The sequence below is a fragment of the Pseudomonas sediminis genome, assembly GCF_002741105.1.
GTDB classification, from domain to species: Bacteria; Pseudomonadota; Gammaproteobacteria; order Pseudomonadales; family Pseudomonadaceae; genus Aquipseudomonas; species Aquipseudomonas sediminis.
The window spans coordinates 50,494-72,748 of record NZ_NIQU01000012.1 but is presented as its reverse complement, the minus strand read 5'-3'; the positions used below and the strand labels follow the sequence as shown (position 1 = coordinate 72,748).

Annotated in this window: 26 protein-coding genes; 8 read left to right on the top strand and 18 right to left on the bottom strand. The window is 64.3% G+C overall.

Annotation, left to right across the window (positions count from 1 at the left end):
• Positions 1-6: 6 nt before the first annotated feature.
• The gene (locus tag CDO35_RS21960) at positions 7-2,001 is read right to left on the bottom strand and encodes a metallophosphoesterase family protein (RefSeq protein ID WP_099526699.1); all 1,995 of its coding nucleotides are present in this window, start codon (positions 1,999-2,001) and stop codon (positions 7-9) included.
• A gap of 61 nt (positions 2,002-2,062) precedes the next feature.
• Entirely contained in the window at positions 2,063-2,746 is a 684-nt protein-coding gene (locus CDO35_RS21955; RefSeq protein ID WP_099526698.1) for a Crp/Fnr family transcriptional regulator, read from the bottom strand.
• 123 nt (positions 2,747-2,869) lie between these two features.
• Here CDO35_RS21955 and CDO35_RS21950 point away from each other — a divergent pair, with 123 nt between their 5' ends.
• Positions 2,870-3,394 (top strand): Mpo1 family 2-hydroxy fatty acid dioxygenase, encoded by a 525-nt coding sequence (locus tag CDO35_RS21950; protein ID WP_099526697.1) that lies wholly within the window; start codon positions 2,870-2,872, stop codon positions 3,392-3,394.
• Between the two features lie 82 nt (positions 3,395-3,476).
• Here CDO35_RS21950 and CDO35_RS21945 read toward each other — a convergent pair whose 3' ends face one another.
• Positions 3,477-4,223: a hypothetical protein gene (locus CDO35_RS21945; RefSeq protein ID WP_099526696.1), complete on the bottom strand. Its 747-nt coding sequence runs from the start codon at positions 4,221-4,223 to the stop codon at positions 3,477-3,479.
• A gap of 130 nt (positions 4,224-4,353) precedes the next feature.
• A complete protein-coding gene (locus CDO35_RS21940) occupies positions 4,354-5,139 on the bottom strand; it encodes an MmyB family transcriptional regulator (RefSeq protein ID WP_099526695.1) in 786 nt (261 codons plus the stop codon).
• Positions 5,140-5,261: 122 nt separating this feature from the next.
• On the opposite strand from CDO35_RS21940, the gene CDO35_RS21935 reads away from it, so the two are divergent.
• Positions 5,262-5,663 (top strand): hypothetical protein, encoded by a 402-nt coding sequence (locus CDO35_RS21935; RefSeq protein ID WP_099526694.1) that lies wholly within the window; start codon positions 5,262-5,264, stop codon positions 5,661-5,663.
• A 10-nt stretch (positions 5,664-5,673) separates the two neighbouring features.
• On the opposite strand, the gene CDO35_RS21930 is transcribed toward CDO35_RS21935, so the two are convergent.
• Together CDO35_RS21930 and CDO35_RS21925 are read right to left on the bottom strand one after the other, a co-directional pair.
• Positions 5,674-6,411, bottom strand: a complete 738-nt coding sequence (locus CDO35_RS21930; RefSeq protein ID WP_099526693.1) for a sulfite exporter TauE/SafE family protein — start codon at positions 6,409-6,411, stop codon at positions 5,674-5,676.
• Positions 6,408-6,767, bottom strand: a complete 360-nt coding sequence (locus tag CDO35_RS21925; protein WP_013717719.1) for an antibiotic biosynthesis monooxygenase family protein — start codon at positions 6,765-6,767, stop codon at positions 6,408-6,410. The genes CDO35_RS21930 and CDO35_RS21925 overlap by 4 nt, the downstream gene beginning before the upstream one ends.
• An 81-nt stretch (positions 6,768-6,848) precedes the next feature.
• On the opposite strand from CDO35_RS21925, the gene CDO35_RS21920 reads away from it, so the two are divergent.
• A complete protein-coding gene (locus CDO35_RS21920) occupies positions 6,849-7,541 on the top strand; it encodes an ArsR/SmtB family transcription factor (RefSeq protein WP_013717718.1) in 693 nt (230 codons plus the stop codon).
• 85 nt (positions 7,542-7,626) lie between these two features.
• Here the strand turns inward: CDO35_RS21920 and CDO35_RS21915 are convergent, their stop codons facing one another.
• The 5 genes from CDO35_RS21915 to oscA all read right to left on the bottom strand — a co-directional run bounded on the left by CDO35_RS21915 (position 7,627) and on the right by oscA (position 11,810).
• A complete protein-coding gene (locus tag CDO35_RS21915) occupies positions 7,627-8,619 on the bottom strand; it encodes a sulfate/molybdate ABC transporter ATP-binding protein (RefSeq protein ID WP_013717717.1) in 993 nt (330 codons plus the stop codon).
• A 41-nt stretch (positions 8,620-8,660) separates the two neighbouring features.
• Positions 8,661-9,527, bottom strand: a complete 867-nt coding sequence (cysW, locus tag CDO35_RS21910; protein WP_013717716.1) for a sulfate ABC transporter permease subunit CysW — start codon at positions 9,525-9,527, stop codon at positions 8,661-8,663.
• Positions 9,528-9,537: 10 nt separating this feature from the next.
• Positions 9,538-10,350: a sulfate ABC transporter permease subunit CysT gene (gene cysT, locus CDO35_RS21905; protein WP_099526692.1), complete on the bottom strand. Its 813-nt coding sequence runs from the start codon at positions 10,348-10,350 to the stop codon at positions 9,538-9,540.
• Between the two features lie 161 nt (positions 10,351-10,511).
• Positions 10,512-11,513, bottom strand: a complete 1,002-nt coding sequence (locus CDO35_RS21900) for a sulfate ABC transporter substrate-binding protein (RefSeq protein ID WP_099526691.1) — start codon at positions 11,511-11,513, stop codon at positions 10,512-10,514.
• Between the two features lie 114 nt (positions 11,514-11,627).
• Positions 11,628-11,810, bottom strand: coding sequence for a sulfur starvation response protein OscA (gene oscA, locus CDO35_RS21895; protein WP_036998842.1), 183 nt, complete (start codon positions 11,808-11,810; stop codon positions 11,628-11,630).
• Between the two features lie 246 nt (positions 11,811-12,056).
• Here oscA and CDO35_RS21890 point away from each other — a divergent pair, with 246 nt between their 5' ends.
• Both CDO35_RS21890 and CDO35_RS21885 read left to right on the top strand, forming a co-directional pair.
• Complete coding sequence (locus tag CDO35_RS21890) at positions 12,057-12,638, top strand: RBBP9/YdeN family alpha/beta hydrolase (protein ID WP_099526690.1); 582 nt, start codon at positions 12,057-12,059, stop codon at positions 12,636-12,638.
• A gap of 181 nt (positions 12,639-12,819) precedes the next feature.
• On the top strand, positions 12,820-13,644 hold the full coding sequence (locus CDO35_RS21885) for a sigma 54-interacting transcriptional regulator (protein ID WP_099526689.1): 825 nt from the start codon (positions 12,820-12,822) through the stop codon (positions 13,642-13,644).
• Between the two features lie 150 nt (positions 13,645-13,794).
• Here the strand turns inward: CDO35_RS21885 and modC are convergent, their stop codons facing one another.
• The 6 genes from modC to CDO35_RS21855 all read right to left on the bottom strand — a co-directional run bounded on the left by modC (position 13,795) and on the right by CDO35_RS21855 (position 19,089).
• On the bottom strand, positions 13,795-14,919 hold the full coding sequence (modC, locus tag CDO35_RS21880; protein ID WP_099526688.1) for a molybdenum ABC transporter ATP-binding protein: 1,125 nt from the start codon (positions 14,917-14,919) through the stop codon (positions 13,795-13,797).
• Positions 14,919-15,599, bottom strand: coding sequence for a molybdate ABC transporter permease subunit (modB, locus tag CDO35_RS21875; protein ID WP_099526687.1), 681 nt, complete (start codon positions 15,597-15,599; stop codon positions 14,919-14,921). The genes modC and modB overlap by 1 nt, the downstream gene beginning before the upstream one ends.
• 54 nt (positions 15,600-15,653) lie before the next feature.
• Positions 15,654-16,406 carry a molybdate ABC transporter substrate-binding protein gene (modA, locus tag CDO35_RS21870; protein ID WP_099526686.1) on the bottom strand — a complete coding sequence of 251 codons (753 nt, stop codon included), beginning with the start codon at positions 16,404-16,406 and terminating at the stop codon, positions 15,654-15,656.
• A 32-nt stretch (positions 16,407-16,438) separates the two neighbouring features.
• Positions 16,439-16,729 carry a hypothetical protein gene (locus CDO35_RS21865; protein ID WP_099526685.1) on the bottom strand — a complete coding sequence of 97 codons (291 nt, stop codon included), beginning with the start codon at positions 16,727-16,729 and terminating at the stop codon, positions 16,439-16,441.
• Between the two features lie 20 nt (positions 16,730-16,749).
• On the bottom strand, positions 16,750-18,078 hold the full coding sequence (locus tag CDO35_RS21860) for an OprD family porin (RefSeq protein WP_099526684.1): 1,329 nt from the start codon (positions 18,076-18,078) through the stop codon (positions 16,750-16,752).
• A 237-nt stretch (positions 18,079-18,315) separates the two neighbouring features.
• Positions 18,316-19,089, bottom strand: coding sequence for an AraC family transcriptional regulator (locus CDO35_RS21855; protein WP_099526683.1), 774 nt, complete (start codon positions 19,087-19,089; stop codon positions 18,316-18,318).
• Positions 19,090-19,193: 104 nt separating this feature from the next.
• Here CDO35_RS21855 and CDO35_RS21850 point away from each other — a divergent pair, with 104 nt between their 5' ends.
• The 3 genes from CDO35_RS21850 to CDO35_RS21840 all read left to right on the top strand — a co-directional run bounded on the left by CDO35_RS21850 (position 19,194) and on the right by CDO35_RS21840 (position 21,510).
• Positions 19,194-20,411, top strand: a complete 1,218-nt coding sequence (locus tag CDO35_RS21850; protein WP_099526682.1) for an MFS transporter — start codon at positions 19,194-19,196, stop codon at positions 20,409-20,411.
• Positions 20,412-20,440: 29 nt separating this feature from the next.
• A complete protein-coding gene (locus CDO35_RS21845) occupies positions 20,441-21,067 on the top strand; it encodes a DUF998 domain-containing protein (RefSeq protein WP_099526681.1) in 627 nt (208 codons plus the stop codon).
• 137 nt (positions 21,068-21,204) lie between these two features.
• Positions 21,205-21,510 carry an NIPSNAP family protein gene (locus CDO35_RS21840; protein ID WP_036998898.1) on the top strand — a complete coding sequence of 102 codons (306 nt, stop codon included), beginning with the start codon at positions 21,205-21,207 and terminating at the stop codon, positions 21,508-21,510.
• 25 nt (positions 21,511-21,535) lie between these two features.
• On the opposite strand, the gene CDO35_RS21835 is transcribed toward CDO35_RS21840, so the two are convergent.
• The gene (locus CDO35_RS21835; RefSeq protein ID WP_099526680.1) at positions 21,536-22,165 is read right to left on the bottom strand and encodes a class I SAM-dependent methyltransferase; all 630 of its coding nucleotides are present in this window, start codon (positions 22,163-22,165) and stop codon (positions 21,536-21,538) included.
• Positions 22,166-22,255 lie beyond the last annotated feature (90 nt).

The window sequence follows — 22,255 nt, the reverse complement described above, 5'->3', positions numbered from 1 at the left end:
CTCGGCTCACGGGTGGCTTGTGCCGCCGTCTCGCGGTACTGCACTGCGATCAGAATGCCCGGACAGTGGTGCTGTCGCCGGGCCTGATTCACGCTCGGCGATGAACGCTGCAGGCTTTGACCCGTCTGCGTTGAGCTGCAGGATGCGCTTGGGCCGGCCCTGTTCGTCGAAGAACACCTGGCCGAGGCCGGCGCTGTTCCACAGGCGTTCACCCGAGCGGCTGCGGTCGGGGATAAGCGGCGTGACGCGCATGCGGCGGCGCTTGGTCAGCCAGTTGAGCGGCGACCAGGGCGCGTAGAGCCAGCGATTGAGGCGGTCGAACCAGTCCAGCAGGTCGGCCGGGAATTCGTTCTTGATGCCGCTGCTGGTGATCTGCCAGATGGTCGGGCTGGCGCGCCGGTGGCGGATGTTCACGCGGTAGACGAAGGAGTAGTGCACGTCGCCGGAGAGGATGACGAAATCCCTTGGCGTACGCGAATGGCGGAAGATGTTCATCATCACGCTGGCCGCGCCGCGGTGGGCCATCCAGTTTTCTGCGTCGACCATCAGCGGGTGGCCGGCGAGGGTGAAGAGTTTCTGGATGCCCTCGATCAGTTTCACGCCGAACATCGGCGCCGCTGAAACGATGATGCAGCTGGGGTGATCGAGCAGCGCCTGCTGGAAGTCGCACAACGCCTCCCAGTCCATCAGCCCCGAGGGTTTCGACAGATGCCCTTCACTGCGCCAACGCCGCGTGCGGGTATCCAGTACCAGCAGCGCGGGTGTGCTCGGCAGTACGTAGTGCCACTGCTCGAAGCTCAGCAGTTGGTCGATCAGCGCGTCCTGCGCCTTGGCCTGCAGATGGTCGTCCTGGCGCTGCTCAAGCAGTTCGCGAAATGCCTGCAGCAGCTCCTCGAACACATCCGGGTTGTTGCCCCAGCCCTGGCACAGCAGATAGGTGAGCAGGGCGTTGCCGATGATGCGCTTGGAAAACGGGTGGCCATAGGCGGTCTCTTCCCAGCGTGCGGAGAGGTTCCAGTCATCGGTGACGTCGTGGTCGTCGAAGATCATCAGTGTCGGCAGGTGGGCGAACACCCGTGCGGCCTGGCCGAGGGTCTGGCGGAATGCATCGATACGCTCGCGCTCGTTGGCGTAACGCTGCTGTTGTTCTTCATCCAGCGGCGGCTGCTGTTCGCTGATCAGCGTCCAGGGTAGCGGCGACCAGACCAGCAGGTACATGGCGATCATCTCGGCGAAGGTCACCAGGTGGTTGTCGGCGCTATTGCTGGTAAAGACCGGCTTTTCCACACCGCCGAAGAACTTGTCGCGCAGGGTCTGGTTGCTCTTCACCGCTGGCAGTAGTTCGGCGCGCTGGTAGTAGCCGACCGGGTTGGCGTAGAGCGACTGGCTGTCCTCGACCACGGCGCCTTCGAGAAACTCATCGAACAGGCCGAGGCGGGCGATCAGTTGGTGGATGGCGCACAGCAGCGGGCCGGCGACATCGTCGACATAGACCTGGTCGCCGCTCATCAGCAGCAAGGCTGGGCGCTGGTTGGCGTCGTGCTGCTCGGCCAGCAGGCGGTCGGCGCAGAGCAGGCCGTCATCGGCGGCGTGGTGCGGCTTGCGGCAGGAGCCGTGGAGTAGCTGATCGACACGCGAACGCAGGACGAAATCGGCATGCTCGGCACCGTCGTAGAGCAGGTGCGGCGCCCAGTCGCGCATGCCTCGCGGATCATCGTCAGCGACGATCTGCAGGTCGTAGGCGACGCGTACGTCTTGCGGCAGGGCCTGCGCAAGGGGCAGGTCGATCAGATGCAGCACGGCATGTCGGCCGAGCGGCAGTTGCTGGCAGTGTTCGTCCAGTGCATGTGTCTGCTGCGTCTGGCCTTCGGGCTGCAGCCACAGTTGCAGGCTCAGCTCGCGACTCGCCACCAGCCACAGTACCAGGCGGCCGGGCTCCAGGCGGCGCAGCAGCGGGCCGGCGAGCACATCGGGCAGCGGAGCGGAGGCATTGTCTGGCATCGGCACGTTACTTCCTGCGGAGAAATGAACAGGGCTTGGACAGTGGCAGGACGCCAGCGGTTCAGGAGGCCAGTTGGCGCAGGTGCTCGATGTCGAGAATTTCGATTTCGCCGTAGGTCAGTTGCACCACGCCTTGTGCCTGCAGCTCCTTGAGTATCTGGTTGGTGGTCTGACGTGACAGCGAGAGCATCAGCGCCAGCTGTTCCTGGGCCAGGTGCAGCACCCGTCGGGGTTCGCTGTCACCGTAATTTTCGGCGATCAGCAGCAGGCGTCGGGCCAGGCGCGGCGCGGCGGGCAGCAGGCTCATGTCTTCCAGGGCGAGGAAGGCCAGGCGCAGCTTGTGGCTCATCAGCAGGGCAAAGTCGCGCCAGTGTTGCGGCTGGCGTTCGAGCAGGGCGAGCAGCTCGGTCTGTGGCAACAGCAGCAGGGTGCTGGCGCTTTCGGTGAAGGCATCGTGGGTACGCGGCAGGCCATCGAACAGGGAAATCTCGCCAAACCAGTAAGGCGGCTCGACCAGTGTCAGCAGCGCCTCCTTGCCGTTCTCGCTGACTGCGCCGACGCGCACGGCGCCTTCGACCACCGCGTACAGCCCGCTGGGTTTGTCGCCACGGCGAAACAGCCGCTGGCCGGCGTCCAGGCGCTGCACCTGGGCCATGTCCAGCAGGTTCTGGCTCAGCGCTGCTGGCAAGGCGGCGAACCAGTGCCCCTGGTTCAGTTGGCTGAGGTAATGGCGGGGATCGGGCATTGCGGCTCCTGTGAGGTTGCGCGGCGGTGCGGCCTTCCCTGCCATTGTCGGCTAGCCGACAGTGCGACGAGCCACGGCGAGGTGATCATGCTCGGGCCCGTTTCACACATGAGGACGATAACAATGAAAACCCTCGTCGATCACCTGGCGCAGTATGCCGCCTACCACCGCGACCGACGCAACATTGCCAGCCATTTCATCGGTATCCCGATGATCGTGCTGGCCGTCGCCGTGCTGCTGTCGCGGCCAGGTTTCGAAATCGCTGGCCTGTGGCTGGCGCCTGCCACGCTGACGGCGCTGGCTGCCGCCGTGTTCTATCTGCGTCTGGATACCCGCTTCGGCCTGCTCATGGCCGTACTGCTGGGGCTGTGCCTGTGGGCCGGTGCCAGCTTGGCGGTCGCCTCCACGGCCTTGTGGCTGACGGCAGGCATTGGTCTGTTCGTGGTCGGTTGGGTGATCCAGTTCGTTGGCCATTACTACGAAGGGCGCAAGCCGGCGTTCGTCGATGACGTCATGGGACTGATCGTTGGTCCGCTGTTCGTGGCCGCTGAACTGGCTTTCCTGCTCGGCCTGCGCAAGGAAGTCGAACATGCCGTGGTGGAGATCGCCGGCCCGACCTGCATCCGCGAGAAGAAGGCGCTGGCCTGAGCCCGCGCTGCTGTTCGTCGCGGCTAAAGCCCCTCCCACGCTCCCTCGGGGTTTGTGGGAGGGGCTTTAGCCGCGAGCCTTTCTAGAACATCTCCATCCACTGCGCCGTCATCGAGCGTGCGTGGCGGTCCACGGTGATGGGGGCGAAGGGGCGGCCGGAAACGCTCTGCAGGGTGTTGCTCTGGCTGTTCATGTCAGCCAGCGCGGCGCGCAGGTAACTCCAGCGTGTCTGCAGCTTGCTCACCTGTGGGTCGGATTGGTCCTTGAGTGCCTGCAGTTCACTGTCGATGGCCGGCAGCAGCAGGCGTTCGTCCTGGCCGAGGTAGGTGCCGGGTTGTTCCCGGGCGATCTCGAAGGTGCCCAGGTAGGAACGGCTGAGGTATTGCACGCTGAGGTACTCGACCTTGGCCGCCAGTTCGCTCTGGCCTTCGGCGCTCGGCAGGGCCCGGGCTGCGCTGAGAAAGTCGCGCAGGGCACGGCTGAGGTCTTCGGGGAAACGCCAGGGCACGTTCTCGTCACCGGGGCCATAGGAAACACCGTTGCGCAATTGGGTAACGAGTGCCTGATGGGCGTTGGTGAGTTCGGCGCTGCCCTGCGGCAGGCTCTGCATGGCACCGGCCAGAGCGGCTAGGTCGGCTTCCAGGCGCTGCTGATGGGTCTTCTGGAAGCCTTCACCACGTAACAGCATCAGGCTACTGGTGGCACGGCTGGCGTGTACCTGAATCTGTTCCTGCGGACTGACGGCCTCGGCGAAGACCATTGGCGAGAGCCCGACGAAAAGTCCGAGCGACCAGAGAAAAGCATGACGCAACAGTGCTTTACAGCGCATCCGGGGTGCTCCTTGTTATTGTTTTGAGCAGGTATGCATTGGCAGCGTCAACGACGCAGCGCCAAGACTACTGCGCCAAGCGTAGCGGAGCATGACCCGAAAGAGTGATTTCGTCGGAAATCGCTACCGTTCAGGGGCTTTTATTCAGATTGCGCAGGTACTCGGCGGTGAAGGCGTCGGCGGGGAAGAAGGTCTCCAGTGCCAGTTCGGCGAGGGTCACGTCATTCGGCGTGCCGAACACCGTGATGGTGCTGATCAGGCTGAGCACGCCCTGCTCGCTGTGCAGTTGCAGCGGCACCAGCACGGCCTCGCTCGGTGGCGCAGGGACTTCCGCCGGCGCTGGATAGCCGCGTAGCTCATCGAGCAGTCTGAACAGGGCTTCATCGCCGCTGATTTCCGCGTCGCGCTGCAGGCGCATCAGCAGGTGGGCGCGCCACAGCGCCAGGTTGGCGATGCGCGGTGCCAGGCCTTCGGGATGCAGTGACAGGCGCATCACGTTGAGCGGCGGGCCGAGCAGGAAATCCGGCATGCCGGCGAGAAAGGGGCTGACCGAGGCGTTGGCTGCCAGCAGATTCCACTGTCGGTCGATGGCCAGTGCCGGATAGGGCTCATGGGCCTTGAGCAACTGCTCAATGGCCTGGCGGGCTGGAGCCAGTGCCGGATCGCTCAGCTCGTGCTGGCTGTACAGCGGGGCGAAGCCGGCGGCACTGAGCAGGCGATTGCGCTCGCGCAGGGGGATATCCAACTGCTCGGCCAGGTGCAGCAGCATCTCGCGGCTGGGTTGGGCGCGTCCGGTTTCGACGAAGCTCAGGTGGCGGGTGGATATCTCCGCCTCGCAGGCGAGGTCGAGCTGGCTCAGGCGGCGCCGCTGGCGCCATTGGCGCAACAGCGCGCCGGCGGTCTGGGTAGTGTTCATGGTCAGCACGATAGTTCAGCCAGGTCATGTCGGCCATTACCTGGCAGGTAATCGACGCCCTGATGGTTTCGGCGAAATCTGTAGGCCAGGCACCAGTCCGGTGCCCCTATGGAGGATTCGCCATGAACGCACTACAACCCACCCCGATGCTGCGCAACGCTCTCTTGCTCGATGGTCTGCTCAGCGGCGTCACTGGCCTGCTGCTGGTCCTGGCGGCCGGCTGGCTGGGCGCCTTCCTCGAACTGCCGCGCCTGCTGTTGCTGGTCGCAGGCAGTGCCCTGCTGCCCTTCGCGGCGATGCTGGTGTGGTTGTCCAACCGTGCTGAAATCAGCCGCCAGGCCATCTGGGCGGTCATTGCGGTCAACCTGGTCTGGGTGATCGACAGCCTGCTGCTGCTGGTGATCGGCTGGGTCTCGCCGAACCTGTTCGGTTATGCCTTCATCATTGCTCAGGCTTTGGCGGTCGGGCTGCTGGCCGAACTGCAATGGTTCGGCCTCAAGCACTCGCAGGCTGCCGTGGCCTGATGAGGCCGGCTCAGAGGCCACGCAATGCCAGCTCGGCGCCGAGCAGCAACAGGCCGATGAAGAACCAGCGTTTGAAGCGCTCCGCGCTGATGCGCTTGCGCAACCACTGGCCGGCGGCCATGCCCAGCAGGGCAGGCAGCAAGGCCAGGGCAGACAGCCCGAGCACTGCCGGTTGCAGCAGTTCACCGCTGTGACCGAGCGCTGCCGCCAGGGCCAGGGTAGATACGCTGAACGACAGCCCCAGGGCTTGCACCAGGTCGTCCTTCTCCAGGCCGATGGCCTGAAGAAAGGGCACGGCTGGAATCACGAAAACGCCGGTAACGGCGGTAATCGCACCGGTGATGGCGCCGATCATCGGTCTCAGCCAGGCTTCCTTGGCCCGCTCCACGCGAAAGTGCACCTTGGCCAGGCCAAGCAGCGCGTAGAGCACCAGGGCAGCGCCCAGCCAGCGGGTGGCGCCGGGCAGGTCGAGACTCTGCAGCAAGCCGGCGACCAGCAGCGTGCCGAACAGGATGCCCAGCAGCATCGGCCACAGGCGGCGCAGCATCGGTAGCGGGCTGCGGCCGTCGCACAGCTGCCAGATGTTGGTCACCATCGATGGGATGATCAGCAGCGCGGCGGCTTGCAGTGGCGCCATCACCAGGCCGAGCAGGCCGACGGCGATGGTCGGCAGGCCGAGGCCGACCACGCCCTTGACCAGGCCGGCGAGCAGGAAGGTGACGAGGATCAGCGGCAGATGCTCGGTCATCGCGCCGCCCCCTGTTCGTGGATCGACCGGCTGTCGGCAGGCGCCTCGTCGCGTTCGTGCAAGCCGTAGTCGCGCAGTACCTGGGCCACGCGCAGACGATAGTGACTGAAAACCTCCTCGCGTCCTGCCATCTGTGCGCGTCGGTGTTCATCGCGCTGGCGCCAGGCCTGGACCGAGGCTTCGTCCTGCCAGAACGACAGCGACAGGATCTTCCCTGGCTGGGTAAGGCTCTGGAAGCGCTCGATGGAGATGAAACCCGGCTGTTCGGCGAGTAGCGGGCGCAGCTCTGCGGCGAGGTCGAGATAGTCCTGCTGTTGGTCCGGCTTGGCCTCGACTTCGAAGATCACGGCGAGCATCGGCTTTCTCCCTGGCTCTGGCTGAAGTTGCCTGCCAGTATCCATATTTGCTGCACGCCATGTTTCGTCATGAGGTGAATTATGGAATACGCACCAGGTTTCAGTTCGATCGCCGCGCTGCTTGCCGATGCCGGCCGCGCGGCCATGATCTGGGCGCTGATGGACGGCAGTGCGCGGCCGGCCGGTGAGCTGGCCTTGCTGGCAGGCCTGTCGCCGTCGTCGACCAGCGCGCACCTGGCCAAGCTGGTGGAGGGCGGCCTGCTGGTGCAGCAGCGGCACGGGCGCAATCGCTATTACCGTCTGGCCGGGCCGGAAGTCGGGCAACTGGTCGAGGCGCTGGCCAGTGCTGCACTGGCCGCACAGCCACGGCAAACGCGTGCAGTGCCAGTCTCGCGCGGCACGCCGCTGGTCATGCGCGAGGCGCGCACCTGCTACGACCATCTGGCCGGCGAGCTGGCAGTCGGCGTGTTCGCACGTATGTGTGCGGCTGGCTGGTTGAGTGAGGAGGACGGTGCGCTGAAGTTGACCGCCAGCGGCGAGCTGGGGCTGCAGGCGCTGGGTATCGATTTGCAGCAGGTCGGTCGTCAGCGTCGCCAGCGGTTGTGTGCCTGCCCGGACTGGAGCGAGCGCAAGCCGCATCTGGGCGGTGCGCTGGGCGCGGCGCTGCTGAGGCTGTGTGAAGGTGAGGGCTGGTTGCGGCGCAGCAAGGAGTCGCGTGCGTTGCAGGTGTCGCCGGAGGGGCGCAGGGCGATCATGGCGATCGCGGCTGCGTAGATTCGTAGGGTGGGCTTTAGCCCACCCTACGGCCACCCTGCGTACGAAGTGCTACTGCAGGTGTGGCCGAGGGAGCGTAGGGCGTTCAGGCTGAGGGGCTGACCGGCTTGCCACCCTTGGGCTTGAAGTACAGGGTGGTGCCACGGGCGAGGTTGTCCAGGCTGACGTGATCCTTGGCCACCTCGGCCTCGATCAGTTCGTCCTGGCCTTCGACTTTCAGCGTGATGCGGGTGATCGCGCCAAGCAGGCGGATGTCGCGCACTTCGCCGGCTTTGTGCTCCGGGCTCGGTTCGCTGGACAGATCGACCTCGTGCGGGCGGAACAGCACGTGGTGGTCGTTGCCGACGTAGAGGCGGTTGGCATCACCGAGGAAGTGGTAGACGAAATCGCTGGCCGGATGCTCGTAGACCTCGGCCGGGGTGCCGATCTGCTCGATCACGCCCTTGTTCATCACCACGATGCGGTCGGCCACTTCCATGGCTTCTTCCTGGTCGTGGGTCACGAACACGCTGGTCAGGTGCACTTCCTCGTGCAGGCGCGCCAGCCAGCGGCGCAGTTCCTTGCGCACCTTGGCATCCAGCGCGCCGAAGGGTTCGTCGAGTAGCAGCACTTTCGGCTCCACCGCCAGGGCGCGGGCCAGGGCGATACGCTGGCGCTGGCCGCCGGAGAGCTGCTCCGGGTAGCGGTCGCCGAGCCAGTCGAGCTGCACCAGGTTGAGCAACTCGTGCACTTTCTGCTTGATCACCTCTTCGCTCGGGCGCTCGCGCTTGGGTTTCATGCGCAGGCCGAAGGCGACGTTGTCGAACACGGTCATGTGGCGGAACAGCGCGTAGTGCTGGAACACGAAGCCGACGTTGCGATCACGCACGTCGTGCTCGGACACGTCCTCGCCGTGGAAGCCGATGCTGCCGCTGTCCGGGGTTTCCAGGCCGGCGATGATGCGCAGCAGGGTGGTCTTGCCGCAGCCGGACGGGCCGAGCAGGGCGACCAGCTCGCCGCTCTGGATGCTCAGGTTGATCTCGTTCAGCGCCTTGAACTGGCCGAACTGCTTGTTGACGCCTTTGACTTCGATACTCATGGCTTATTCCTGGTGGTTCCGTGGGCCGTGCCTCACGGCTGTCAGTCTTCTCGGTTGGCTTGCAGCTGGCGGCTCAGACGCGCTTCGCTCCATTGGCGAAGCAGCAACACCACCAGGGCCATGACGAGCAGCAGGATCGCCACGCTGAAGGCAGCGACGATGTTGTACTCGTTGTAGAGAATCTCGATATGCAGCGGCAGGGTGTTGGTGTAACCGCGGATATGCCCGGAAACCACCGATACTGCGCCGAATTCGCCCATCGCACGGGCGGTGCACAGCACCACGCCGTAGATCAGCGCCCATTTTACGTTAGGCAGCGTGACATGCCAGAACATCTGCCAACCGTTGGCACCGAGCAGGCGCGCGGCCTCTTCCTCGGTGGTGCCCTGTTCCTCCATCAGCGGGATCAGCTCGCGGGCGACGAAGGGGAAGGTGACGAAGATGGTCGCCAGCACGATGCCCGGCACGGCATAGACGATCTGCAGGTTCTGCGAGTCGAGGTACGGCGCGAGAAAACTCTGCGAGCCGAACAGCAGCACGTAGATCAGGCCGGCGACCACGGGCGACACCGAGAACGGCATGTCGATCAGGGTGATCAGGATGCTCTTGCCGCGGAACTCGAACTTGGTCACCGCCCAGGCGGCGGCGACGCCGAACACCAGGTTCAGTGGTACCGAGATGGCGGTGGCGAGCAGGGTCAGCTTCAGCGCCGAGATGGCATCCGGCTCGCTGATCGCTTGCCAGAAAACCTCCAGGCCACGGCTCAGGCCCTGCGTCACCACCATGTACAGCGGTAATACGAGAATCGCGGCGAACACCGCCCAGGCGATGACGATCAGGGCGATGGCGCCGATGGAGCGGCTGGCTGGGCGCGCAGCCGCGCTCTGGCCGAGGGTTGCAAGGCTCATGACGGGCTCCTCAGAGTTGCGGCTGGATGCGGCGCTGCAGGATGTTGATCAGCAGCAGCAGGATGAACGAGACCACCAGCATGATCACACCGATGGCGGTGGCGCCCGGGTAGTCGTACTGGTCCAGCTTGGAGACGATCAGCAGCGGCAGGATCTCGGTCTTCAGCGGGATGTTGCCGGCAATGAACACCACCGAGCCGTACTCACCGACACCGCGGGCGAAGGCCAGGGCGAAACCGGTCAACCAGGCCGGCAGCAGGCTCGGCAGCAGTACGTGGCGGAACACCTGCAACGGCTTGGCACCCAGGCAGGCGGCGGCTTCTTCAACTTCCTTGGGAATGTCGGCCAGCACCGGCTGCAGCGTGCGCACCACGAACGGCAGGGTGACGAACACCAGCGCCAGGGTGATGCCTAGCGGGGTATAGGCAATCTTGAACGGGAACAGCGAGCCGATCAGGCCGTTGGGTGCGTACAGCGCGGTGAGCGCGATACCGGCCACGGCGGTGGGTAGGGCGAAGGGCATGTCGACCATGGCATCGATGATGCGCCGGCCAGGAAAGGTGTAGCGCACCAGCACCCAGGCGATGATGGTGCCGAGAATACCGTTGAGTACGGCCGCGGCCAGGGCGGTGCCGAACGACAGTTTCAGCGAGAACTGCAACTGGCGGTTGTTGAGCAGGGCCCACCATTGCTCGCTGGTCAACTGAAAAGAGAAGAGGAACATCGCACCCAACGGGATCAGCACGATCAACGCCAGGTAGGTGAGGGTGTAGCCCAGAGTCAGCCCGAAGCCGGGTATGACCGAGGAAGTTCGACGAGACATGGGGTGTCCTTTGGCTCAGGTCCGCGACAAGAGCTGGTTAAAAGTCTGCTGCGCGTTGGCCATGCTGCGATGGAACTGGCTCTGGTTCGCGAGACTGCTAGCCGGCTCTAAACAAGGCTCTCCACCCCGGAAGGTGGAGAGCCTGAGCGATCAAACCGGTATCACTGGTTGATCTTGGTGAAGATCTGATCGAACACCGCGCCGTCACCGAAGTACTTCGGCTGGGCTTCTTTCCAGCCGCCGAAATCCTTGTCGATGGTCACCAGCTTGAGGTCCTGGAACTGGTCCTTGAACTCGGCGGCGACCTTTTCGTTGCGTGGGCGGTAGAAGTTCTTCGCGGCGATGCGCTGGCCTTCTTCGCTGTACAGGTGCTCCAGATAGGCCTCGGCCACGGCGCGGGTGCCTTTGCGGTCGACGTTGGCATCGACCACCGCAACCGGCGGTTCGGCGAGGATTGACAGCGACGGGGTGACGATCTCCAGCTGATCGCCGCCTTCTTCGGCCAGCGACAGGTAGGCCTCGTTTTCCCAGGCCAGCAGCACGTCACCCAGGCCACGCTGGACGAAGCTGATGGTCGAGCCGCGTGCGCCGGTATCCAGCACCGGGGCGTGACGGTACAGCTCGGTTACGAACTCCAGGGCCTTGTCTTCGCTGCCGAATTTCTCGCGGGCATAGGCCCAGGCGGCGAGGAAGTTCCAGCGCGCGCCGCCGGAGGTTTTCGGGTTCGGGGTGATGACTTCCACGCCGTCTTTGACCAGGTCATCCCAGTCCTTGATGCCTTTCGGGTTGCCCTTGCGCACCAGGAACACGATGGTCGAGGTGTAGGGGGTGCTGTTGTCCGGCAGGCGCGCCTGCCAGTTCGGGTCTATCAGCTGCTGGTTGAGGTTGATCGCGTCGATGTCGCCGGACAGGGCCAGGGTCACCACGTCAGCGCGCAGGCCATCGATCACCGCACGGGCCTGCTTGCCCGAGCCACCGTGGGACTGCTGGATGGCGACGGCGGGGTTGCCCTTGGCTTGCCAGAATTTGTTGAAGGCGGCGTTGTACTCGACGTACAGCTCACGGGTCGGGTCGTAGGACACGTTGAGCAGCGGCTGGGCGATGGCCGGGCCGGCGATCAGGGTGCTGGCCAGCGCGGCCAGGGCGAAACGACGAATGGACATGGTGCAGCTCCTAACTGTTGAATTCTTGTGTTGGCGTATTGGGTGTCAGGCGAGGCGAACTGTTTCGAGCCCTCTGGTGGTCCAGTCGGGCTGCATCATGAGGTCGGTGTTCTGTCAGCTGTTCTTGGTGTTCGGTTGTTGCAGGCGAATCTTTTCCTTGCGCTCGATCTGCACCACTTGGCCGTTGTGGACGGTGATTTCCACCGAACCGAATTTCAGGCCATGCAGTGCGGTCTGGATCTCGCGCAGGATGCTGGCTTCATCCTGGCCTTCGAGGTTTCTCAGCGTCGCGGTCATTTCCAGGCTCCTTGTGAATAGGTCGCCACGGCGGCGGGATGTGAGTGCCGACGCTGGCGTGGAGCGGATAGTAGAGAGGCTGAAATATTCTTAAAAATATTGTTTAAGAACATTTATATGCCTTTTAGAAATATAAGCCGTCAGGTGTTTGCTTTGCATTTATGGAATAAGTAAATAAATTCTTATTCTTTTTGTAATGGGTTTGCGCTGCCTAGACTGACGCCATTCGATTCAAGGAGTGCCGTCATGGGCAGCGAAGCAATCCGTTATCTGATCCTGCCGGGCTGGCAGGGCTCATCCGAGGAACACTGGCAAAGCCACTGGCAGCGCAGCCTGCCCAACAGTGCGCGGGTCGAACAGAAGGACTGGCTCAACCCGCAACGGGGCGATTGGGTTGCTGCCTTGAACCAGGCGATTGCCGCCGATCCGCGTCCGGTCATCCTCATCGCTCATAGCCTGGGCTGCGTGACGGTGGCGCACTGGGCGGCGCAGGCGCCGGTCGAGTTGCTGCGCCGTGTGCGCGGCGCGCTGCTGGTGGCGCCGGCCGATGTCGAGCGGCCAGGCTGCCCCATACCGTTGCAGAACTTCGCGCCGATACCGCGTGATCTGCTGCCCTTTCCCAGCCTGCTAGTGGGCTCCGACAACGACGCGGCGGCCAGTGCCCTGCGTGCCATGGAACTGGCGCGGGCCTGGGGCAGCGAGGCAGCGATCTTGACCGGTGCCGGGCATATCAACGTGAAGTCCGGGCACCGTTACTGGGAGCAGGGCTTCGGTTATCTGTATCGCCTGCAGAACCGCATCGAACAGCAGTCGCGCTTGCGCGCCTGAGCCGGTCACCACGTCACACCCTTTTTCAGAGCGGGGCCGGGCCAGGCAGCCGCCCGCTCTTTTTTATCGCCTGCCAGCCATGGCGGCCACCCTTCGGGCCGTTGCGGAGCAATTGCTCCAGGCAATTTTTTTATTCGCGTACAGGCTGCACCGGCGAGGTGTGGCTCAGGAGCTGCACGTCATGAGTTTTCCACCAGGCTTCCCACCGCCATTGACCTTCGCCGATTCGGACAAGAGCCCACTGAGCATTCGGGCCAAGGCGCTGGTATTCGTCGATGCGCGTTCGCGTCAATTGCGCGAGCGCGCCGAAGCGCTGGCGGGTAACGGCCAGCCGTTGCTGATTCTTGGCGAGACCGGTACCGGCAAGGAGTTGCTGGCGCGCTATATCCATAGCCACAGCGAGCGTGCCGGCCTGTTCGTGGCGGTGAGCTGCGCGGCGATCAGCCCGCAATGGGGTGAGGCCGAGCTGTTCGGGCATGTTGGCGGCGTTCATGTCGGCGCCGCCAGCAGTCGCGCCGGCTGGTTTGGTTCGGCCAATGGCGGCACGCTCTATCTGGATGAAATCGCCGACCTCGCGCGCCCGTTGCAGAGCAAGCTGCTGTCCGCACTGGAAACCCGCGAGGTGTATCGCGTTGGCGCCAGCCAGGCGTTGCCGGTGGATGTGCGCCTGGTGGCGGCGAGCAGCATCGAGTTGTCCCGCGCGGTGGCCGCCGGCACTTTCGATGAGCGCTTGTATGCCTACCTGTGCGATGGCCAGCTGCTGTTCCCAGCCCTGCGTCAGCGCGTCGGCGATATCCTGCCGTTGGCCGAATACTTCCTCGGCATCCACGCCCTGCGCCTGGGGCTGGCCATTCCGTCGATCAGTCCGGCGGCGCAGGCGGTGCTGGAGGCGCACCGCTGGCCCGGCAATACCCGTGAGCTGGAGAACGTCATCCACTTCGCCCTGCTGCTGGCCGGCCATGCCGAAATCGGGCCGGAGCATCTGGAGCTGCCGGGTATTGCGTAATGAATGAATGAGGCCGATCTTCCTCGCGCTGCGCGTGGGAGCTATCAACCTACGCGTAGTCGGTGCGCGCGGCGCACCCTAAGGTGTGTGACGGCTTCAGCGTAGGGTGCGCCATGCGCACCGGGGGCTCCGCGGTCGCACAGCCAGGAATTACGGCGCCAGCAACGACACCGACTTGATCTGCGCCCACAGCGCCTGGCCGGCGTGAATGCCCAACTGATCGAAGGAGTAGCGGGTGATTCGCGCCAGCAGGCGCTGATCGCCGATGCGCAGGGTCAACAGCATCTGCGCGTCCAGCGCCTGCCAGCCATCGACCCGCACCGGCAGCAGGTTGAGCAGGCTGCTGCCTTCGGCACGTTGCAGGCTGAGGCTGACGTCGCGCGCCTTGATCTTCACCCGTACCCGATGCCCGCTGAGCAGCGCTGCATGGGGGAGGCGCAGGCAGGCTTCGCTGCCGGGAAGGTTCAGTTGCAGCAGATCGTAGGCGGCATCGTGGCCACAGACCTGGCCGTCGATCACCGCTTCGGCCTCGTCATCGCTGGCGAACGGCAGATCGGCGCGCAGCAGGGTCTCCTTGAGCGGGCCGCTGGCGCGCACCTGGCCTTCGTCGAGCAGCACCAGGTGATCAGCCAGACGCGCCACTTCGTCCGGGGCGTGGCTGACGTAGAGCACGGGGATGTCCAGCTCCTCGTGCAGGCGCTGCAGATACGGCAGGACTTCGTGCTTGCGTTTGAGGTCGAGCGAAGCCAGCGGCTCGTCCATCAGTAGCAGGCGCGGGCTGGTGACCAGCGCGCGGGCGATACCGACGCGCTGGCGTTCGCCGCCGGACAGCGCCGAGGGCATACGATCGAGCAGGTGGCCGATGCCCAGCAGCTGCAGCGCCTGCTCCAGTGCCACCTTGCGTTGCGAGGCAGGGATGCGCCGCTGACCGTATTCCAGGTTCTTGCGCACGCTCAGGTGCGGGAACAGGTTGGCGTCCTGGAACACGTAGCCGATGGCGCGCTTGTGCGCGGGGAGGAAGAAACCGCGCTCGCTGTCCTGCCAGAGCTCACCGGCTACCTGCAGGTAACCCTGCTGCGGGCGATCCAGCCCGGCGAAGCAGCGCAGGCAGCTGGTCTTGCCCGAACCGGAGTGGCCGAACAGCGCACTGACGCCGCGCCCGGGCAAGTCGAGGTCGACATCCAGGGCGAAGCCCGGATGCTTGACCACGAAGCGCGCGCGAATGCGCCCGTCGTCGTGAACGGCAGGTGGTGGGGCTTTGCCGAAACCGAACATCACAGTGCCCTCATTCGGCTACTGCGCCCGCTGTACAGCGTGAGCAGCACGAGGAAGGAGAACGCCACCATACCGCCGGCCAGCCAGTGCGCCTGGGCGTAGTTCATGGTTTCCACGTGGTTGTAGATCTGCACCGACACCACCTGGGTCTTGCCGGGGATGTTGCCACCGATCATCAGCACCACGCCGAATTCACCGACGGTATGGGCGAAGCTGAGAATGGCGGCGGTGATGAAACCGGGGCGGGCCAGTGGCAGCACCACACTGAAGAACGTATCCCAGGGGTTGGCGCGCAAGGTCGCGGCCGCTTCCAGCGGGCCACGGCCGATGGCCTCGAAGGCGTTCTGCAGCGGCTGCACGACGAAGGGCAGCGAATAGAAGATCGAGCCGATCACCAGGCCGGTGAACGTGAAGGTGAAGGTGCCTAGCCCGAGGCTCTGCGTCAGCTGACCGAAGAAACCATTGGGCCCCATGCTCACTAGCAGGTAGAAACCGATCACGGTCGGCGGCAGCACCAGCGGCAGCGCCACCACCGCGCCGACCGGGCGCTTGAGCCAGGAGTCGGTGCGTGCCAGCCACAGGGCAATCGGCGTGCCGATGATCAGCAGCAGCACGGTGGTCAGTGAGGCCAGCTCCAGGGTCAGGAGGATGGCGTCGAGGTCACTCTTCGACAGCGGCATGCAGGAATTCCGGAAGTGGAAAGCGTGGCCCGAATGCGATCCGGGCCACGGCTATTACAGCTTATAACCGAACGACTTGATCACCTTGGCCGCTTCCGGGCCTTTCAGGTACTCGACCAGTGCCGCCGCCGCCGGGTTGTTCGCGCCCTGCTTGAGAATCACCGCGTCCTGTTTGATCGGGTCGTACATATCGTCCGGGACGATCCAGGCCGAGCCGCTGCTGACCTTACCGTCCTTGTACACCTGCGACAGGGCGACGAAGCCCAGCTCGGCGTTACCGGTGGAGACGAATTGATGCGCCTGGGTGATGTTCTGCCCTTCGACCAGTTTGCTTTTCACGGCGTCGCTCAGGCCCAGCTTATCCAGCACCTGGGTCGCGGCCAGACCGTAGGGGGCGGCCTTCGGGTTGGCGATGGACAGGTGCTTGAACTGGCCTGCTTTCAGCGCCTTGTCCGTACCGTCGAGGTAGTCGGTGTCGGCCGACCACAGTACCAGGCTGCCAATGGCGTAGGTGAAGCGCGAGCCGGGCGCGATATCGCCCTCACTTTCCAGCTTGGCCGGGGTGCTGTCGTCGGCGCTGAGGAACACATCGAAGGGCGCGCCGTTCTTGATCTGCGCATAGATCTGTCCCGTGGCGCCGAAGGAGGCCACCAGTTTGTGCCCGGTGGCCTTCTCGAACGCTGGCGCAATGGCCTGGATCGGTGCGGTGAAGTTGGCGGCTACGGCGACCTTGACTTCGTCAGCCAGAGCATGGCCGGCGAAGACCAGGCCCAGGGCCAGCAGGCTGCGTTGCAGGGTCTTGATCATGGAAACTCCTTGTTGGATTCGTGTGGTTGGCATCAGCGGATGAAGTAGTCGGCCAGGCATTCGATCAAGGCCGGCTTGGTCTGTCCCAGCCAATGCTGCTGAGCGCGAATCTGCCATTCTTCGGCACGCTCGACAGGGAGGCTGGGGGTAAAGGTGGCGAGTCGTTCGGCGAGGCTATGGATGTCCACCGGGCGACCGCTGGCCTCGACCGCCGAGAGCAGTTCGCGCAGTGCCGTATGTAGTGCGCGGGAGGCGTTCACGCCATGGAGGATTTCGCCCTCCAGGGCATGGCGTTGGCATTGCGACGTCAGGTAGGCGGACATGCGGCAGGCCCCGATCCGGCTCACAGCAACGGCAGGCTGTAGGTCACGTACAGACGGTTTTCGTCGGTATCGTTGGCCACTTCGCTGCGCAGGCTGGCGTTACGCCAGGAGAACCCAAGGCCCTTGAGCGCGCCTTCATGGAGGATGTAGTCGAGGCGGAAATCACGTTCCCACTCCTTCTCGCCAGTTGCGTGATCGATGTTGTCGCCCGACAGATAGGTCAACGAAGCCTTCAGCCCCGGCACACCCAGCTTGCCGAAGTCGTAGCCATAACCCGCCAGCCAGGTGCGCTCGCCGGAACTGGCGAATTTGCCGATCTGGCGGTCGGTGATCAGGTAGGCTGTGGCACCGTCGCCCTGGTTGAGGAAGGGGAAGGCGCTGTCGCCCGAGACCTGCTGGTAGCCGGCGCTCAGCTCATGACCGCTGTGGCTGTAGGTGAACAGCGCGCTCCAGGTGCGGTTGTCCACTTCGCCGCTGTTGCTGTCGCCGGGCGTCCAATAGCCGCTGCTGCGATAGCCCTCGGCGCGACCGGCGACGCTGCCGTTCTTGCCGTCGGAATCGCTGTAGAAGTAGCGCAGGTCGCTCTTCAGGTTGCCGCCGCCCAGCGCATAGTTGTGCACCAGGCCGAGAAAGTGCTGCGTGTAGAAGTCTTCCAGATTGCCGTAGTAGTACTGCGCGGTCAGATCCTTGGTGATCTTGTAGTCGCCGCCGGCGAAGTAGAAGGTATTGGCGAACTGGCTGGTTGCCCCGCTGTTGGCGCCGGCGATGGACAGGCCTCGGGAGTCGGAGGAGTTGCGCCCCTTGGCGTGCTCCAGCTGACCGGCGGTCAGGGTCAGGCTGTCGATCTCGTTGGAGATGATCTGGCCGCCTTCGAACAGTTGCGGCAACAGGCGACCGTCGTTGAAGGTCACCACCGGCAAGCGTGGTTGCAAGGTACCGATGCGCAGTTCGGTCTTGGACAGACGCGCCTTGGCGGTCACACCGGCCTTGCTGAAGTCATTGACGGCCGAGCCGTCGCTATCCAGCGGGAACAGCTGGCCGGGCGTGCGATCCTGGCCGGCCTTGGCCGGGCTGACGTTTCGCCCGCCGCCATCCAGGCGCACGCCGAGCAGGCCGATGGCATCCACGCCGAAGCCGACAGTGCCTTCGGTGAAGCCGGACTGGAAGTTGAGGATGAAACCCTGCCCCCACTCTTCTGCTTGACCCGAGTAGTTCTGGCTTTCGCGGTTATCGGAGTTGAAGTACAGATTGCGCAGGTCGAGGGTGGCTTTGCTGTCCTCGATGAAGCCGGCGGCGTTGGTCTGTTGCGCGATGACGCCAAGGGCAACGGCAAGGCTGAGTTTATGCATCTCGGTGCTCCGATAAGGGAAGGTCTGGCTGCTGGCTCAGGCAGCCATGCTACTTCGTTGTATGTTTTTGTATATAGCGACAGGCGAAATCTAGCGCCAATGAGCGGATGAATCGCCATGGCGCTGGGTTTACGGGGAAATGATCGGCTGGATTTCGTTGTGCGTGGCGCATCAGGCCAAAAATTGACTTTTAAGTCAAGTATTGTGCTGAAGGTTAGCCGCGCGCCGGCTGACGCATCACTTGAAGAACTGGCTGGGCGTGGTGCCGAACTGCTTCTTGAACATGGTGGTGAAGGCGCTGGGGCTGTCGTAGCCCAGTTCGCCGGCGATGTCGATGATCTTCTCGCCCAGGGCGATGCGCTCCAGCGCCAGCAGCAGGCGCGCCTGCTGGCGCCACTGGCCGAAGGTCATGCTGGTGCCTTTCTGGAACAGGCGCTGGATGGTCTTCTCGTCCAGACCCAGGCGGATGCTCCAGTCGGCCAGGGTGGAGGCGTCGCCGGGGTCGTCCTGAAGTGTCGTGCAGATCGGCTGGATGCGCGGATCGGCCGGCTGCGGCAGGTGCAGCGGCAGGGTCGGCAGGATACGCAGCTCATCGAGGATCAGGCGCATCACTCGCGCCTCGCGCGAGTCGTCGGCGTAGGGCTGGTTGATCTCTACGGCGGCGCGGATCAACTCGCCCAGCAGCGGCGAGATGGCCACGGCGCGGCACTCGGCGGGCATGTCCGGCAGGCTGTCGGGGCGTACGAAGACGCTGCGCATCCGCACGCTGCCGATGCAGCGGATCGCATGCACCTGGCCGCAGGGCATCCAGATGCCGCGGCTCGGCGGCACCGTCCACTGGTTCAGCGCCGAGGTCACCACCATCACCCCGGAAATGGCGTAGATCAGCTGGTGCTTGTTACGGTGCGAGTGCGGCTCGATGACGGCGTTGACCGGGTAATCGGTGGCGCTGCTGCTGACCAGCCAGGGTGATGCGTCGATCTCGGCCAGTAATTTATCGGCTAAGCGCATGAGACTGCCTTTTTTGCGAGGGTTGTTTCCCGATCTTCGTGAGACAGGCGGTTGGGCGCAGCCTAGCATAGCGGCGTTCCTCATCTCGTTCGGAAGCTTCAAGCATGTCCAGCAGCCCTGCCGCTACCTCCCTGGCCGGCGCGTCGCCCGTCAGCCAGGCCAGCCCTCTGGTGATGCGCGTGATCGGCGCCTGCGCCCTGGCGCACCTGATCAACGACCTGATCCAGGCGGTGTTACCCGCCATCTACCCGATGCTCAAGCTCAACTACGGCCTGAGCTTCGCGCAGATCGGCCTGATCACCCTGACCTTCCAGCTCACTGCCTCGCTGCTGCAGCCCTGGGTGGGCTACCACACCGACCGCCATCCCAAGCCCTGGCTGCTGCCGGCCGGCTCGCTGTGCACCCTGGTCGGCATCCTCATGCTGGCCTTCGTCGGCAGCTTCCCGGCGATCCTCATGGCTTCTGCGCTGGTGGGTATCGGCTCGTCGACCTTCCACCCCGAAGCGTCGCGCATCGCTCGCCTGGCTTCGGGCGGGCGCTACGGTCTGGCGCAGTCCACCTTCCAGGTCGGCGGCAATGCCGGCACTGCCTTCGGCCCGCTGCTGGCGGCGGCCATCATCATTCCCTACGGCCAGGGCAACGTCGCCTGGTTCGGCCTGTTCGCCGCCTTCGCCATCGTCGTGCTGTACGGCCTGAGCCGCTGGTACCGCCACCACCTGACGCTGTTCAAGCTCAAGCAGGGCGGCGTGGCCACTCATGGTCTGTCGGCCGGGCGGGTGAAGTTCGCCCTGCTGATCCTGGCGCTGCTGGTGTTCTCCAAGTACTTCTACATGGCCAGCTTCACCAGCTACTTCACCTTCTTCCTGATCGAGAAGTTCGACCTGTCGGTAGCCAGCTCGCAGCTCTACCTGTTCCTCTTCCTCGGCGCGGTGGCGGCCGGCACCTTCTTCGGCGGGCCGATTGGCGACCGCATCGGGCGTAAGCGGGTGATCTGGTTCTCCATCCTTGGCGTGGCACCGTTCTCCCTGCTGCTGCCGCACGTCGACCTGTTCTGGACGGGCGTGCTGAGCATGGTGATCGGCTTCATCCTCGCCTCGGCATTCTCCGCCATCGTGGTCTTCGCCCAAGAGCTGATGCCGGGCAACGTCGGCATGATTGCCGGGCTGTTCTTCGGCTTGATGTTCGGCTTCGGCGGCATCGGCGGCGCGCTGCTCGGTTACCTGGCGGACATCCACGGCATCGAGGAGGTGTTCCTGATCTGCTCCTTCCTGCCGCTGCTGGGCATCCTCACCGCGCTGTTGCCGTCGCTGAAAGCGCATTAATTACCCGTAAGGAAAAGGACCAGGGACCTATGAAAGACATGGATCGGATGTTGCTCGGCGTGGGCGTGTTGATACCGCTCTGGCTATTTTTCGGGGTGTTGCTGACCGCGCTGGCCTATCCCGGTTACAGCCACCTGGATCAGGCCATGAGCCAACTAGGGGCGCAGGGCTCACCCACTCAGGGCTTCTCGGCCTGGGTCAACAACCTGCCGCTGGGCGTGCTCTTCGTGCTCTTTGCTGTTGGGGTCATGCGTCAGGTTCGCGGCTCACGGCTGGCGTCGTTCAGTGCGCTGCTGATTCTCGTCCATGGGCTGGCCAGCTTCGCCACCGGTTATTTCCCCTGCGACCAGGGTTGCGCGCCGGCACAGCCATCCTTCTCACAGCAGATGCATAACCTGGCCGGCCTTGTGATGTTCCTCTCGCTGACCCTGGCCAGTCTGCTCTGGGGATTTTTGAGCAAGCGCCTGCTGGGGTCGCGCGGCTTCGGGCTGTTCTCCCTCGCCTGCACCGTACTGGCCGTGGCCACTGCGGTGCTGATGGCCCAGGCCGTCGAGGCCGGGCACTCGTTCGGCCTGTACCAGCGCATCAACTACGGTATTTCGGTGATCTGGGTTGCAGGCCTGGCGCTGATGTTGTGGCTAGGTCGTGCCACTTAGCCACCGCTTGAGGCGTTGCCAGGAACGCCCAGCGGCCGGTGCGGCGTTGGCGATGCCGTTGCGTAGCAGATGCATCTGTCGGTCGGGCCGTGTTTATATCGCGCGCTTATCGAAGCCACCCGCAAGGAAGTACAGCCATGATCACCTGCTATCTGCGCTACATCGTCGATCCCTACAAACTCAAGGAATTCGAGCACTACGCGAAGCTGTGGATTCCGTTGGTAGAGCGCTTCGGCGGCACGCACCACGGTTACTTCCTGCCATCCGAAGGCGCCAATGATGTGGCCCTGGCACTGTTCAGCTTCCCCAGCCTGGCCGAATACGAACGCTATCGTCAGGATTCCTTCGCCGACGCCGAGTGCCAGGCGGCCTTTCGCTACGCCGAAGAGACACGTTGCATCCTCAGCTACGAGCGCAGTTTTTTCCGGCCCGTATTCGACTAGAACGACGCATGCCTATGGTGGTGAGTTAACCGACTCGTCGCCACACGCTGGCCAGCCAGGGCTGCTGGTCGCGTGGCAGGCCGGTGGGGCGGTAGTAGTGTTCCAGCTCGACGAAACCGGCCGCCGTGAGCCGCGCGCGCCAGCGTTCCAGGTCGTGATAGCTGCCGTAGCGCGGGCCGTTCCAGCCTTCCTGATTCTCGCCGCGCGGGTTGGAGCTGAACAACACACCGCCCGGTCTGAGCGCTGCCTGCAACTGGCCGAGCACGCGCGGCAGCTCCTGATCGGGCACATGGAACAGGCTGGCGTTGGCGAAGATGCCATCGAAGTGGCCGGCCGGCAGATCCAGCTCCAGAAAACTTTGCTGCCAGACCTCGCAGCCGCTGTCGGCGCGCGCCATGGTGACGAACTCTGCGCAGCCATCGAGGCCGATGGCGGTATGGCCGAGGCCGCTGAAGGTGCGCAGATCACGCCCCGGACCACAGCCAAAATCGAGGATGCGCCAGGGCTTTTCGCCCTCGATATGACGCAGCAGCGCGGCGATGTTCTGGCTCACGTCATGGTCGCGCGTGCCCTCGCGAAAGTCCTCGGCGCTGCTTTGGTAGTGGGCCAGGGTGAGGGCGCTGATCTGCGTGAGTTCGTCGGGGCTCAGGGGCATCGCGATGTTCCGGCAAAAGTAGGCATTAGACCCGCTCGGGGGACCGGTGGCTAGCGAGACGGCTTATGCCTCCTGGCCGTTAATGAACCA

Excerpts from the sequence above, each read along its gene's own strand:
- cysT (WP_099526692.1), bottom strand. The coding sequence starts at position 10,350 with ATGTCTCGTCGAACTTCCTCGGTCATACCCGGCTTCGGGCTGACTCTG.
- CDO35_RS21900 (WP_099526691.1), bottom strand. The coding sequence starts at position 11,513 with ATGTCCATTCGTCGTTTCGCCCTGGCCGCGCTGGCCAGCACCCTGATC.
- CDO35_RS21885 (WP_099526689.1), top strand. The coding sequence starts at position 12,820 with ATGAGTTTTCCACCAGGCTTCCCACCGCCATTGACCTTCGCCGATTCG.
- CDO35_RS21840 (WP_036998898.1), top strand. The coding sequence starts at position 21,205 with ATGATCACCTGCTATCTGCGCTACATCGTCGATCCCTACAAACTCAAG.
- CDO35_RS21930 (WP_099526693.1), bottom strand. The coding sequence starts at position 6,411 with ATGACCGAGCATCTGCCGCTGATCCTCGTCACCTTCCTGCTCGCCGGC.
- modC (WP_099526688.1), bottom strand. The coding sequence starts at position 14,919 with ATGTTCGGTTTCGGCAAAGCCCCACCACCTGCCGTTCACGACGACGGG.
- cysW (WP_013717716.1), bottom strand. The coding sequence starts at position 9,527 with ATGAGCCTTGCAACCCTCGGCCAGAGCGCGGCTGCGCGCCCAGCCAGC.
- modA (WP_099526686.1), bottom strand. The coding sequence starts at position 16,406 with ATGATCAAGACCCTGCAACGCAGCCTGCTGGCCCTGGGCCTGGTCTTC.
- CDO35_RS21945 (WP_099526696.1), bottom strand. The coding sequence starts at position 4,223 with ATGCGCTGTAAAGCACTGTTGCGTCATGCTTTTCTCTGGTCGCTCGGA.
- CDO35_RS21915 (WP_013717717.1), bottom strand. The coding sequence starts at position 8,619 with ATGAGTATCGAAGTCAAAGGCGTCAACAAGCAGTTCGGCCAGTTCAAG.
- CDO35_RS21835 (WP_099526680.1), bottom strand. The coding sequence starts at position 22,165 with ATGCCCCTGAGCCCCGACGAACTCACGCAGATCAGCGCCCTCACCCTG.
- CDO35_RS21925 (WP_013717719.1), bottom strand. The coding sequence starts at position 6,767 with ATGCTCGCCGTGATCTTCGAAGTCGAGGCCAAGCCGGACCAACAGCAG.
- CDO35_RS21960 (WP_099526699.1), bottom strand. The coding sequence starts at position 2,001 with ATGCCAGACAATGCCTCCGCTCCGCTGCCCGATGTGCTCGCCGGCCCG.
- CDO35_RS21850 (WP_099526682.1), top strand. The coding sequence starts at position 19,194 with ATGTCCAGCAGCCCTGCCGCTACCTCCCTGGCCGGCGCGTCGCCCGTC.
- CDO35_RS21940 (WP_099526695.1), bottom strand. The coding sequence starts at position 5,139 with ATGAACACTACCCAGACCGCCGGCGCGCTGTTGCGCCAATGGCGCCAG.
- CDO35_RS21955 (WP_099526698.1), bottom strand. The coding sequence starts at position 2,746 with ATGCCCGATCCCCGCCATTACCTCAGCCAACTGAACCAGGGGCACTGG.
- modB (WP_099526687.1), bottom strand. The coding sequence starts at position 15,599 with ATGCCGCTGTCGAAGAGTGACCTCGACGCCATCCTCCTGACCCTGGAG.
- CDO35_RS21855 (WP_099526683.1), bottom strand. The coding sequence starts at position 19,089 with ATGCGCTTAGCCGATAAATTACTGGCCGAGATCGACGCATCACCCTGG.
- CDO35_RS21890 (WP_099526690.1), top strand. The coding sequence starts at position 12,057 with ATGGGCAGCGAAGCAATCCGTTATCTGATCCTGCCGGGCTGGCAGGGC.
- CDO35_RS21860 (WP_099526684.1), bottom strand. The coding sequence starts at position 18,078 with ATGCATAAACTCAGCCTTGCCGTTGCCCTTGGCGTCATCGCGCAACAG.
- CDO35_RS21950 (WP_099526697.1), top strand. The coding sequence starts at position 2,870 with ATGAAAACCCTCGTCGATCACCTGGCGCAGTATGCCGCCTACCACCGC.
- CDO35_RS21865 (WP_099526685.1), bottom strand. The coding sequence starts at position 16,729 with ATGTCCGCCTACCTGACGTCGCAATGCCAACGCCATGCCCTGGAGGGC.
- CDO35_RS21845 (WP_099526681.1), top strand. The coding sequence starts at position 20,441 with ATGAAAGACATGGATCGGATGTTGCTCGGCGTGGGCGTGTTGATACCG.
- oscA (WP_036998842.1), bottom strand. The coding sequence starts at position 11,810 with ATGACCGCGACGCTGAGAAACCTCGAAGGCCAGGATGAAGCCAGCATC.
- CDO35_RS21935 (WP_099526694.1), top strand. The coding sequence starts at position 5,262 with ATGAACGCACTACAACCCACCCCGATGCTGCGCAACGCTCTCTTGCTC.
- CDO35_RS21920 (WP_013717718.1), top strand. The coding sequence starts at position 6,849 with ATGGAATACGCACCAGGTTTCAGTTCGATCGCCGCGCTGCTTGCCGAT.